Raw genomic sequence first — 12,793 nt, 5'->3', positions numbered from 1 at the left:
TGATCCTCAACAAATCCTTGGCAGCTGCTCCCCCTCCAGCATATCCAGCAGTCTGTGTCCACCCAGTGCAGTCTTCAGCACCACCTTTCCATTTCTGCCTTCTGCCACCCGCCCGATAAAGGCTGCATCCTGCCCAGCCGGATCATTGCGCATGATGTCCAGGGCCTTGGTAGCCAGAGATTCGGGCAAGATGCAGATGAACTTGCCTTCATTGGCCAGATAAAGTGGGTCCAGACCCAGAAAAGAACAGCCGCCTTCAACAGCCTCCTTGATGGGAATCAACTCCTGATCAATGATGAATTCAAGATCTGACTGCTGAGCTATTTCATTCAAAGTAGTGGCCAGCCCTCCCCTGGTAGGATCCCGGAGGACATGAATGTCTCCGACTTCCCGGATCAGCCTCAGGATAAGATGGTTCAAGGCCTGGGAATCGCTCAGCACATCAGTTTCAAAAGCAATACCCTGGCGGTGAGACAAGATGGCCAGACCATGATCACCCATGCTTCCACTGATCAGGATGGCATCTCCTGGCTCTGCCCGGTGACCTGAAGGTGCAGGGTCAGCAACCACCAGACCTATGCCGGTGGTGTTTATGAAGATCTTGTCCACAGCCCCCCTGGGCACGACCTTGGTGTCTCCAGTAATTATCTGCACTCCTGCATGTGAAGAAGCCCGGGCCATGGACTGGACAATCCTCTCAAGGTCATCCATGACCAGCCCTTCCTCCAGAATAAAAGCACAGCTGATATATTTTGGCACAGCTCCCAGCATGGCTACATCATTGACAGTGCCATGCACAGCCAGGGACCCGATGTCCCCGCCTGGGAAAAAGACAGGATCCACTGTAAAGGTGTCCGTGCTCATGGACAGAGGGCCCTGCAGATCCAAAATCAATGCTGCATCATCCATCCTGTTCAAACCCGGGTTGGCAAAGTGCTTCATGAACAGATTCTTGATCAGTCTTTGTGAAGCTTTTCCACCACTGCCGTAATCAAGGATTATTCTTTCAGGCATTTAGTATTCCATTTTTTTTAAGTCTTGGAAGTTCTGCAGAAGATCTGCCGGTCAGAAGCAGGCTACAATCTGTATTTATGGTAGGCTGCACATGACCCCTCAGTGGATACCATGCAGGGTCCCACTGGGTTGGCCGGTGTACACCTGGTACTAAAGAGGGGGCACTGGTCCGGAGATATCAGTCCCTTCAGGACTTCACCGCATTTACATCCAGGTATTTCATCCACCTGGGGCAGTTCCTGGTCAAAGACCAGGGCTGCGTCAAACTGTTCATACCTTTGAGCAACAGCCAGCCCACTGCCTGGAATGATTCCAAGTCCGCGCCACAGGGCATCTGCAGGCCTGAATACTTCATACATGGTCTCAATGGCTTTGGCATTGCCCTGATCCGGAACCACCCGCTTATAGTTGTTGACAACCTCGGGCCTGCCCTTGTTTTTCTGCTTGATCATGATCAGAATTGCCTGGAGAATGTCCAGAGGCTCGAATCCTCCGATGACTGAAGGAACCTGATACTCCTCTGCCAGAAATCTGTACGGCTCAAGCCCGATAATGGTTGAAACGTGCCCGGGCAGAAGCAGACCGTCCACCTGGATGTCCCTGTCAGCTGCCAGGGCCTTCAGGGCCGGCGGAACAAGCTTGTGAAAGGACAGGACTGAAAAATTCCTGACCCCTTGTTCAGCCGCCATCTTGATGGTTGCTGCAACCGTAGGGGCAGTGGTTTCAAAGCCGACTCCCAGGAAGACCACTTTGTCTTGGGGATGATCCAGGGCCAGCTTTAAGGCGTCAAAGGCTGAATAAACTATCTTTATCCGGGCCCCCTCGGCCTGGGCTGCTTTCAGATTCTTCCCCCCGGGACCAGGGACTTTGATCAGGTCGCCAAACGTGGCCAGAATCAGATCCTTTTCAGCCAGAGCAAGATAAGAGGCAATTTCCCGATCATGGGTAACGCAGACCGGACAACCCGGCCCTGATACATGGATAATGGACTCAGGCAGAAGAGTCCTTATTCCGCTTTGAAAAATGGCCACCGTATGGGTCCCGCAAACTTCCATAAACCTGAACTCGCCCTGAATCTCTGATTTTATCTGGTCCAGAATATTCAGACAGAGCTCAGGATCCTTGAATTTATTTAATAAGTTCAAGGCCCAGCCCCTCCTGAAATAATTTCAGGGTTTCAAGTCCTTCCTCCCGGTCAATCCGGCGCAAGGCAAAGCCTGCATGGACAATGACAAAATCGCCCACCTGAGGAGGTTCATCAATGATGTCCAGACGAACCTGGTTTTTCACCCCCCCTACTTCCACGTGGGCCACGTTATCTTCGATGGACATTATTTCCATGGGCACGGCAAGACACATAAGAACCTCCCGGTTTTTTTTGGCAGTCAATTTACATAGTCAGGCAATGCCCAAAGGTCAACATGAGCAGTCAAAAAGGCTGAAACTTTTATTTTGCCTTTTAACCATCATGATGGTAAATTTGATTGTTATCGGTAAGGTTTCAACCGTCTGTATCAAACTATGAGCTTTAAGCCTTCATATTACCCTTACGACTCAAGCTGGAAAATCCCTGACAAAGACCAGTGCTTCAGATACTGGCAGGAATTCAATCTTCCCGAGCACATAAGAGAGCACAGCCGCTTGGTGGCCATTATTGCTCAGGAGATCTGCCTGCTTTCAAAATCCTGGCTCAATGTTCCCATTGAGGCTGTTGTAGCTTCTGCCCTTCTGCACGATTTGGGGAAACTATACTGCATAGAACATGGAGGCTACCACCATCAGCTTGGGGCCAGTCTGGTCATGGAGATTTCCGGCAACCCGGCCATTGCCCAGGGAGTGATGCACCATGTCTACTGGCCCGGAGAGGTTGATGTTGAGAAATTTTTTCTGCCCCTGGTGCTTATTTACAGCGACAAAAGAGTCATGCATGACCGGATAGTCTCCCTTGAGGCCAGATTTGAAGACCTGTTTGCAAGATACGGCACAAACCATAGAATGAAGGGATTAATTCAAAGGTCCCTTGATCAGGCCCTGACTATTCAGGACCAACTCAATCAAAAAACCGGAATAGATCTTAATGCGTGTACTTTTAATAGCCGGCGGATGGTCTGAGGAAAGAGAGGTCTCCCTGAAGGGAGCCGCCCAGATCGAAAAAGCCTTGAACAACCTGGGCCACCAGGTTTTTTTCCTGGACCTGTCTCCGGACCTGGGTAAGCTTGCGGCCATGGCCAGGGACTTTGACCTTGCTTTTATCAATCTTCACGGCCTGCCTGGCGAGGATGGAACCATCCAGGCCCTTTTGGATGATATTGGCCTCCCATATCAAGGCACTGGCCCCATGGGGTCATATCTTGCCCTGAACAAGGCTCTTTCCAAACAGATTTTTCGCAACCACCACCTGCCCACACCGGACTGGACCCTGATCACCGGCCCCAACCAGCCGGTCCCGGAAGGTCTGGAGTTTCCTCTGGTGGCCAAGCCCAATACCGGAGGATCCAGTCTGGGCATGGCTGTCCTGGAAAACCAGCAGGATCTTGACTTTTACTTGAAAGATATCCCGGCCCAGAAATTTGAAGTGATTCTGGAAAAATATATCACTGGAACAGAACTGACCTGCGCTGTGCTGGATGACAGGCCCCTGCCTCCTATTTTAATTCAACCAGTAAAAGGGTCATTCTTTAACTATGCCAGCAAATATGACATTGATGGAGCCAAGGAAATCTGCCCTGCCCCGGTATCACCAGAATTGACTGAGCAGATCACCAGTTTATCTCTTAAGGTTCACCATATTCTGGGACTCAGGGATTACAGTCGAACAGACTTTCTTGTGGATCCACAGGGAGTACCATATATTCTCGAGGTTAATACCCTGCCCGGGATGACCCAAACCAGCCTTGTCCCAAAGTCCGCCCAGGCAGCCGGTCTGGATTTCAATGCCTTGATCCAGCGCCTCATCTCCATGGCCAGGGACCGGGACAAAAGACCCCAAGGACGATATGAATAAGTCAAATTGCCTTACCATCGGCCTGTTCAACTTTGCCTACGCCATTATCTGGATAATTGCCCTTCCGATCCTGGTGTTCATAAAGAGGCTCAGGCCCATAGCTGCCCAACGATTCGGCATTCAGCTGCCTCAGGGTCCTTTTGATCTCTGGATCCAGGCAGCCTCTGTTGGTGAAGCCAGGCTGGCCCTGCACATGCTCCTTAAGCTGCCTCCAGACAAATATCCCAGAGTGCTCATCACCACCAATACCAGGCAGGGAATGGAAACCCTCCAGGATCAGGTCCAGGGAAGGGCTGAACTGTCTTTCTTTCCTTTTGACATTCCCCTGGTCTGGGCAGCGGCCCTCAGAAAAATCAAACCTGCCCGGTTGATACTCATGGAAACCGAGATATGGCCTGCTCTTCTCCAGGCCTGCCAAAAGCAAAAAATCCCGGTGACCATTGGCAATGCCCGGGTCAGTCTCAAAAGTTTCTGCAGATACTACTCCATTTCCGGCATCCTCAATACCATGGCGCCCGGCAGGATTCTGGCAGTTTCGGATCGGGACCAAAAGAGATTCTCCTGGATATTCCCTGGAGCCCGCGTTGAATCCATGCACAATATTAAGTTTGATATCACTGCCAGTACTAAACCCATACCCTATGTGCAAAACCCTCTTTCATCCTTTTTCAAGCCAGGTCACCCTCTGATTGTACTGGCCTCAATCCGGGAACAGGAGGAATCAAAAATTCAGTGGGTGATTGAAAAGATCATCCAGAACCGTCCCAAAACAACCATTGCCCTTTTTCCCAGGCATATGCAGCGTCTTCCGGCCTGGAAGACCTTTTTTGAACAATGCACCATCAGCTGGTCATTGCGAAGCTCACTTTCTGCTGACACAACCCTGCCCCAGGTTGTACTTTGGGATAAATTTGGAGAACTCTTGTCTGCCTATGCCCTGGCCAAATCTGTTTATGTCGGAGGAAGCCTTGTTCCTTGCGGAGGGCAGAACTTTCTGGAACCGCTTTCTCAGGGAGTTTCTCCCTGCATAGGCCCATTCTGGGAAAATTTCCACTGGGTCGGTCAAGAACTGGTATCATCGGGCCTGGTCTGGATGGTCAAAGACGAAAAGGACCTGTATCACAAGCTGACCAGGTATGCTTCCTCTTCCCGGGACAAGGTCTTTGCCGGGTTCAGCAAATATGTTGAGGAACGCCAAGGTGGTAGCCTGGATCTCATTAATTCCCTGGAAAGATAGCAAGGACCTGGTTCTGACATGAGCAGCAAACCCGATATGATAGGAATCATTCCTGCAAGGTACGAGTCTTCAAGATTTCCTGGAAAACCCCTGGCCAGCATCCTTGGCAAGCCAATGTTCTGGCATGTCTATCAGAGGGCTGCTGAGTGCACCCTTCTGGACCATATTGTCCTGGCTACTGACCATCCAAAGATCTTAAATGCAGCCAGAGAGCTGGGGGTACCTGCAGTCATGACTGCTGTCTCCCACCGCAGCGGGACCGATAGAGTCCTTGAGGCTTCAAGAATGCTCGATATTTCCTCCAAGGCAATAGTTGTCAACATCCAGGGAGATGAACCGGCCCTTGATCCCCGGATGCTGGAACAGCTTCTGTCTCCCTTTGTATCAGATCCCCATGTCAACATCTGTACCCTGGCCAGAAAGGCCGCCCAAAACGAGGTGGAAAACCCAAATGTTGTCAAGGTGGTCTTTTCCCAAAGCAACAGGGCATTATATTTTTCCAGGAGTCCCATTCCCTTTTCCCGGGGCAATAAAGCTGTCCAGTTTGCCCACATCGGACTCTATGCTTTCAGGATGAGCCACCTGGAGCTTTTCAGCAGCCTGAGCCAGGGCAGGCTGGAACTTACGGAAAAACTTGAACAATTAAGACTGCTTGAGGCTGATATTCCCATTCATGTGGTGGTGACCGAATTAAAATGTCATGGAGTAGATACTCCCAATGATATCATAAACGTAACTAAACTGATTCAGGAGAAACATAATGAAAGCTATTCTGGCACTTGAGGATGGTACCTGGTTTGAAGGACAGTCTTTTACCGGACCTGGAGAGTCCGGCGGAGAAGTGATATTCAATACTGGCATGACCGGATATCAGGAAATCATTACAGACCCTTCCTATGTAGGGCAGATGGTTTGCATGACCTATCCTTTGATCGGTAATTACGGGGTCAATCCAGAAGATGTAGAATCGGATAAAGTTCAGGCTGCCGCCCTTATTGTCAAGGAATGCTGCAAAGAACCATCCAACTGGCGGTCAACAGAAAACCTGCCGGATTACCTTTCCCGGAACAATGTCATGGGCATTGAGGGGATTGACACCAGGGCTCTGACCACCCATCTGAGAATTCACGGGGCCATGCGGGGCATCATGTCCACAACAGAACTTGATCCAGAAAAACTGAGCCAAAGGGCAAAAGAACTCCCTCATATGGAAGGCCTGAACCTTGGAGAACAGGCCGGCTGCAAAGCTCCCTATGCCTGGACCGATGATGGACCCATCCCGGCCAGGCTGGACAAGGGCAAATACAACTGGCCTGGCCACGGACCTAAAGTCCTTGTCTACGACTATGGAACAAAATGGAATATCCTAAGGCTGCTCAAGGCCCAGGGGGTTGACCTGCTGGTGGTCCCGGCTTCCTTTACTTTTGATGAGGCCTGCGCAGTTGATCCTGACGGGATTTTCCTGACCAATGGACCAGGTGATCCGGCTGCCATGACCAGCAGCATAGAAACCATAGCCAAACTGGCGGACAGATTTCCAATAGCCGGCATCTGTCTGGGACACCAGCTTCTGGGACTGGCCCTGGGCGGCAAGAGCTTTAAACTGAAATTCGGCCATCACGGGGCCAACCATCCAGTCAAGGACCTGGTTACAGAAAAAATTGAGATTTCATCCCAAAACCACGGATTCTGCGTTGATATAAGCCAGCTCGATTTTCTGGAACAGACCCATGTCAACCTGAATGACCAGACCCTGGAAGGCTTCCGGCACAAAACCAAGCCAATAATTGCTGTCCAGCATCATCCTGAGGCCAGTTCAGGCCCTCATGACAGCAGATACTTTTTCAGAAGATTCATGGAACTTATTGACAATGTTTCCTGAACCTGAATTACAATCCGTATCCACCCTGATCAGAGCATTATTTTTGTAAAGACGGTTGTGACTGATATCTGATCTTGTCTCCATGTGTTGAACAGTTGCCGGCAGTTCTAATCCAGTACTGCCGGGCATGGGCTTCAGCAATAAATATCTTTTTGATGCCCCGCGTTTGCAACCAAATTGTTAAGTGTCCGAAGGGGGCAGTTCCCCCCCTCTGGCGAATATTAGCAAACTTCCAGCCTAAAGCGGGGCAAACAAAAAGGGGAACGCCCAAGAGTTGCCAAGTGATAAGGGGCAAACTCCAGCACCAAGCGCTGCCCTGGCAAGGATATGAGCGGCCCGGTCGGCCAGGTATTGGCCCCGGGACTTGGAGTGCCGGGCCTGAGCCACAAGCCGCATGCTTCCGAAAAAATTGGTGTTTTCACCGGATCATGCCTGATCCAGTCATCATACCCGTCCCCATCATTCCGAATCTATTGGATTTTTCCTAGAGCCCCACGTGCCTTCGACATCCTGATTCTGTTGATATCCCGGCACCTACCACCCTCTTTGTGCTTCAGCATCCATGACATTACTTAATGCCAGTGATAATAAAAACAAGCCTTCTAGTAGGTTGCACTTTCATAGGTGCTTCCTTGTAAGGGGTTCATAATATTCTCATTAATAAAACCCCTGAAGATGTCAATCTGAGTCCGACATACTGTCAGCCCTTTCCATAATAAGGGAGGAAGTTTTGTTTAAGGATTTGACAGCTCAGTTTGCAAGTGCTACGCAATACATATTTAGATACCAAACTACATAAATGAGTATAATTTATGAGTGAAACAACCCTGGCCAGAGCACTCCGGGTAATTGACGAAATAAGCAAACATCAGAATGGACTGGGATTTTCAGCAATCCGAATATTTCTGGGCAACCCCAGTCCGACCACGGTGAACAAGATACTCAAGGAGCTGGTAGCTGTGGATGTTCTGCACAAAACATCCAGGAGAACATACGTTCTGGGAACCAAAACCTATTTCTGGGGCAAGGCAGCAGCTAAAAGAAACCAGCCCATGCAGGTCGTCAGAGCACATATGCGCTGGCTTCATGATGAATTCCAGGCATCTGTGAATCTGTTTACCTTGTCTCAGGGCAGACTGTTCTGTTTAGAGAGCTTTGTAGCCCCTGAATCGCCTGCCATGTGGCCTGCCGGGCAGAGCCTGGCCTTAAGCCTGCCTGTGGTGGGCTCGATTTTTTTCTATGATCCTGCAACGCTCACTGATGAAACTTTTTTAAAGCAAGAGCTTGCAGCACATCATGAACCAATCTCCTTAGATGATGTGCAGGTAATGATCCGGAAGGCCGGGAATACACAAATGCAGGATGACAGGGCTTTGTTCTATCCGGGAATGAGGCGATTTGCCATTCCCATCAGGGAACAGGACCAGACCGTAATGGTCCTGGGGCTTGGGGTGCTTGAAGCGCGCATGCTTAAAAACGACCTGTGCGGAAAAATAGCCTCCAGACTGGAACAAACAAGGTCCAGCCTGGAGGAAGTGTTCAACGACTATTCAAATAAGGATTAATCATGGCTGAACCAAAACCGAATATTCTGATTATCCAGGCTGACCAGCTGGCAGCGCCTGCCCTGTCATGCTATGGGCACAAGGTGACCAAAACCCCCAACATAGACTCCCTGGCCGAAGGTGGAGTAATTTTTGACAGCGCCTACTGCAACAACCCATTGTGCGCTCCTTCAAGGTTCTCCATGTTGTCCGGACAGCATTCATCAAAAATAGGGGCTTATGACAACGGAGCTGAGTTCCCGGCTGACATTCCGACTTTTGCCCATTATCTCAGGGCCAACGGATACAGGACAACCCTGTGCGGAAAGATGCATTTTGTCGGAGCCGACCAGCTGCACGGCTTTGAAGAACGCCTGACCACAGACGTCTACCCGGCTGACCATGGCTGGACCCCGGACTGGACAAGGCCAACGCATCGTTTTGACTGGTGGTATCACAATATGGACAGTGTCTATCAGGCCGGACCGTGTGAGCGGACCAACCAGATTGATTTTGACGATGAAGTCGGCTTTCTGGCCGAGCGACACATTTACGATCTGGCCAGGGACAATGATAAGCGTCCATTCTGTATGGCAGTATCATTCACTGATCCGCATGACCCCTATGCCTGTCCAAAAGAATACTGGGACCGCTATAACCACGAAGACATTGATCTGCCTAAGGTGGAGCATATTGACTATGAACAATGTGACCCGCACAGTCAGAGACTGCGCCACGCCTGTAAAATGGACAGGCAGAAAATAGATGAACACTACATCCGCAATGCCAGACATGCCTACTACGGCCAGATCAGTTACATCGACGACAAGATCGGGCGCATCCTTAAAGCCCTTGAGCATAGCGGACTCAAGGAAAACACAGTAGTCATCTTTACGGCTGACCATGGTGACATGCTTGGCGAGCGTGGGCTGTGGTATAAGATGTCTTTCCATGAATGGTCAGCCAGGGTGCCCTTTATTGTATCCAGTCCACAATTCTTTCAACCGGGCAGGATCACCACCCCTGTTTCTCTGGTTGATCTTTTGCCCACCCTGCTTGATTTGACTGCTGACCCTCATATGCAAGATCCAGCGGACAGGCTGGACGGCAACAGTCTGCTGACTCTGCTTAGGGGTGAAGCAAAAGAATTTAAAAGGCCGGTCATTTCTGAATACCTGGGCGAAGGAGCAGTTGCGCCCATGATCATGGTCAGACAGGGCAGATACAAGTATATTCACAGTCCTGCTGATCCACCACTTCTTTTTGACCTTGAGGCTGATCCTGACGAGCTGGAAAATCTTGCCCTGGAATCAGGACACCATGATTTGTGTCTGGAGTTTGAAAAAATCATCTCAGAACATCAGGATCTGGACGAACTGAACAAAGACATCTTAGACAGCCAGAAAAAAAGAAGGCTCGTCTTCCGGGCGCACATGTCTGGAAAGCATACTTCATGGGATTTTCAACCTGTTCAGGATGCGTCCCAGAAATACATGCGCAACCACCTGAATCTCAACGATGTTGAGCGTTGCGCCAGGATCACATCAAAAACATAATTAATCTGCCAGACTGCCTGGCCTTAGCAAGTAATGCGTGAGTTCTCCCTGCTGGTCAAACCGGCTTCTGCTGACTGCAATCTCAAGTGCAACTACTGCTTTTATCTGGACAAGAAAAAACTCTATCCAGAAGAGCAGGAGCACCGCATGTCTGAAAATACCCTTGAACGTCTGCTGCAGAGTTATTTTGCCTGGGATCAAGAGGTCTACTCGCTGACCTGGCAGGGAGGGGAGCCCTGCCTGATGGGAGCTGATTTTTTCAGGCGGGTCACTGAGCTGCAAAAACAAATTGCGCCTAAAGGCTCAAGAATTGTCAACTGTATTCAGACCAATGCCACCCGGGTCACCCCGGAAATGGCCGCACACATGGCCAGGTACAGGTTTCTTGCCGGATGCAGCATTGACGGCCCGGCTGCAGTGCATGACTCCTTTCGCAAAACCCTGGCAGGCAAGGCCACTCACGCAAAGGTTGTCCAGGGGATCAGGACCTTTATCGAGCATGGGGTAGCTGTAAATGCGGTCTGCCTGGTTTCATCGGCCAACGTGGATCATCCCGGGAAAGTCTATGCCCACCTGAAAAATCTTGGCTTCAGACACATCCAGTTTATACCCTGCCTGCAGCAAGAAACCAGGAGCAATGGGCCTGACCCGGGCATAACCGGGAAAGAGTGGGGACAATTCCTGATCCGGGTTTTTGACCAATGGTTTGCAGACGATGTCTTTAAGGTCAGCATCCGCAATTTTGAGTCGATCCTGGCTAAACTGATCATGGGCCAGGCAGCCGAGTGCCGCATGGCAGACCTCTGTGGTCAATACCTGGTTGTGGAATACAATGGGGATGTCTATCCGTGTGATTTTTTTGTTCAGCCTGGGTACAGGCTGGGAAATATATACAAGGATTCTTTTGCACAGATTTTTCATTCAGCCAAGAGTTTAGAGTTTTCCAGTCTCAAATCAGACCGGAACCCAGAGTGCAGCCAGTGCCCCTATCTTGAACTATGCCAGGGAGACTGCCCTGGATTCCGTTTAAAACAAAACAATCAAAAAAGCGTTCTGTGCGGGGGGTGGAAGTATTTTTACGACAAATCACTTCCTCGCTTTATGCATATCACCCGCAACATATCCGGGTGATGGTCCAGACAGGATCATTCTCATGAATTTTAACAAGGAGGCAGAATGAAAAAATCGACTATCACCTTATGCTTGGCAGTTATCCTTTTCCTGGGGCTGGGTTCAGTTTCGATGGCTAAAGACCCGATTCGCTTTGGTGTGCCGCCCTGGCCGGGTGTAGAGGTCAAAACCGAGATCACTGCACAGCTTTTGGATGCACTGGGGTATGATTCAGACCAGCTGCAGATCGGTCCTCCAGTAGTGTACAAAGGCATGGAAGACGGTGAGGTGGATGTTTTTCTCGGGGTCTGGACTCCGCAGCAGAACCCTCTTCTGGAGCCCTTGCTTGACACGGGAGCTGTGGAAATAGTTCAGACCAATTTGGACGACGCCCTTATCGGTTTGTGCGTACCTGATTTCGTGGCCGAAGCAGGAGTACAAAGCTTTGCCGATCTCAACCCTCATGCTGACAAGTTCAGACGCCATATTTACAATATTGAGGTGGGATCGCCTATGCACACTGCCATGGAGGATATCATCGCCAATGATGTGGCAGGACTGGGCGACTGGGATCAGACAGGAACCACCACTCCCATTATGCTCACCGAGGTCATGAATCTGATCAACAATGATCAGTGGGTTGCATTTGCCTGCTGGAGGCCGCATTGGATGAACATCAGAATTGACATGAAGTATCTTGAACCGGTGGACGGAACAGAAAGTTTTGCCAGCGAGTCACTTATCCACACGGTTGTTCGTGACGGTTTTGCTGCCCAGTACCCGGATGCATATCAGTTCTTACAACGAATGCAGGTCACCTCTGAGATCCAGAGCTATTGGATCAATGAGTATGGTCAGAAAAACCTGCTTGCCAAAGAAGTGGCCACTACCTGGATAAAAGACAATATGGACATTGTTTCCAGCTGGTTTGCCGGAATCACAACCCCTGCAGGAACTCCGGCCATGGAACTTATTCAAAACAAATTCAAGTAAATATTATTCTTTAACTACCCGTCAACCCCCTGTGTTTGCAATTTAAAGTCACAAACACAGGGGGTATCACTGTTGTCTTCCGGGTTGCACGTTGATCATGCTGATTCCCTGCCCCCTCTGTGCCAATGAGAGTGAGACACCGACCATTTGAGAATTTAAGCAAGGGCGGTTAAGGTGGCTCACATGATGCACAAGAAGAATGAACATGATGTTTTCAAGTTAACCTCTGGCAGCTGCCAGGGCAGTCCCACCCCCTTCCGGAAGGGGGTGGGAAACGGGAACCAAAACGATCCTGAGGTGGTTCCCAAGAAAAAAAGACGTTATTACACCGCCAACTACAAGCTTCGCATCCTCCAGGAGGCTGATGAGTGTACCAGCCAAGGCCAATTCGGAGCCCTGCTGCGCAGAGAAGGTCTTTATCACTCAAACATCAAGAGGTGGCGGGAGCAGCGG

Annotated in this window: 12 protein-coding genes and 1 pseudogene; 10 read left to right on the top strand and 3 right to left on the bottom strand. The window is 50.1% G+C overall.

The window, feature by feature from the left end; genetic code table 11:
• Positions 1-6: 6 nt before the first annotated feature.
• The 3 genes from hypE to P771_RS0105095 all read right to left on the bottom strand — a co-directional run bounded on the left by hypE (position 7) and on the right by P771_RS0105095 (position 2,373).
• The gene (gene hypE / locus P771_RS0105105) at positions 7-1,014 is read right to left on the bottom strand and encodes a hydrogenase expression/formation protein HypE (RefSeq protein ID WP_028574293.1); all 1,008 of its coding nucleotides are present in this window, start codon (positions 1,012-1,014) and stop codon (positions 7-9) included.
• Between the two features lie 62 nt (positions 1,015-1,076).
• Complete coding sequence (gene hypD / locus P771_RS0105100; RefSeq protein ID WP_028574292.1) at positions 1,077-2,159, bottom strand: hydrogenase formation protein HypD; 1,083 nt, start codon at positions 2,157-2,159, stop codon at positions 1,077-1,079.
• Entirely contained in the window at positions 2,143-2,373 is a 231-nt protein-coding gene (locus P771_RS0105095; RefSeq protein ID WP_028574291.1) for a HypC/HybG/HupF family hydrogenase formation chaperone, read from the bottom strand. The genes hypD and P771_RS0105095 overlap by 17 nt, the downstream gene beginning before the upstream one ends.
• Positions 2,374-2,535: 162 nt before the next feature.
• Between P771_RS0105095 and P771_RS0105090 the strand changes: the two genes are divergently transcribed.
• From P771_RS0105090 to P771_RS16535, 10 genes and pseudogenes are all read left to right on the top strand, one after another.
• Positions 2,536-3,126, top strand: a complete 591-nt coding sequence (locus P771_RS0105090) for an HD domain-containing protein (RefSeq protein WP_035243975.1) — start codon at positions 2,536-2,538, stop codon at positions 3,124-3,126.
• On the top strand, positions 3,092-4,018 hold the full coding sequence (locus P771_RS0105085; protein WP_028574289.1) for a D-alanine--D-alanine ligase family protein: 927 nt from the start codon (positions 3,092-3,094) through the stop codon (positions 4,016-4,018). Before P771_RS0105090 ends, P771_RS0105085 begins: the two co-directional genes overlap by 35 nt.
• Positions 4,011-5,255: a 3-deoxy-D-manno-octulosonic acid transferase gene (locus tag P771_RS0105080; RefSeq protein ID WP_051617131.1), complete on the top strand. Its 1,245-nt coding sequence runs from the start codon at positions 4,011-4,013 to the stop codon at positions 5,253-5,255. Before P771_RS0105085 ends, P771_RS0105080 begins: the two co-directional genes overlap by 8 nt.
• A gap of 18 nt (positions 5,256-5,273) precedes the next feature.
• Positions 5,274-6,038, top strand: coding sequence for a 3-deoxy-manno-octulosonate cytidylyltransferase (kdsB, locus tag P771_RS0105075; protein ID WP_028574287.1), 765 nt, complete (start codon positions 5,274-5,276; stop codon positions 6,036-6,038).
• Positions 6,016-7,137, top strand: a complete 1,122-nt coding sequence (carA, locus tag P771_RS0105070; protein ID WP_028574286.1) for a glutamine-hydrolyzing carbamoyl-phosphate synthase small subunit — start codon at positions 6,016-6,018, stop codon at positions 7,135-7,137. The genes kdsB and carA overlap by 23 nt, the downstream gene beginning before the upstream one ends.
• Before the next feature lie 812 nt (positions 7,138-7,949).
• Complete coding sequence (locus P771_RS0105065; protein WP_028574285.1) at positions 7,950-8,702, top strand: IclR family transcriptional regulator; 753 nt, start codon at positions 7,950-7,952, stop codon at positions 8,700-8,702.
• A gap of 2 nt (positions 8,703-8,704) precedes the next feature.
• Positions 8,705-10,237, top strand: coding sequence for a choline-sulfatase (betC, locus tag P771_RS0105060; RefSeq protein ID WP_028574284.1), 1,533 nt, complete (start codon positions 8,705-8,707; stop codon positions 10,235-10,237).
• A gap of 33 nt (positions 10,238-10,270) precedes the next feature.
• On the top strand, positions 10,271-11,368 hold the full coding sequence (locus P771_RS0105055; RefSeq protein WP_028574283.1) for an anaerobic sulfatase maturase: 1,098 nt from the start codon (positions 10,271-10,273) through the stop codon (positions 11,366-11,368).
• 45 nt (positions 11,369-11,413) lie between these two features.
• Positions 11,414-12,340 carry a glycine betaine ABC transporter substrate-binding protein gene (locus P771_RS0105050; RefSeq protein WP_028574282.1) on the top strand — a complete coding sequence of 309 codons (927 nt, stop codon included), beginning with the start codon at positions 11,414-11,416 and terminating at the stop codon, positions 12,338-12,340.
• A gap of 183 nt (positions 12,341-12,523) precedes the next feature.
• Positions 12,524-12,793, top strand: a pseudogene (locus P771_RS16535) (hypothetical protein); the annotation flags it as partial.

It is taken from the genome of Desulfonatronovibrio hydrogenovorans DSM 9292 (assembly GCF_000686525.1).
Classification (GTDB): Bacteria; Desulfobacterota; Desulfovibrionia; order Desulfovibrionales; family Desulfonatronovibrionaceae; genus Desulfonatronovibrio; species Desulfonatronovibrio hydrogenovorans.
Note: the sequence above shows the minus strand (reverse complement) of the source record. Positions and strands in the feature narration are given on the sequence as shown.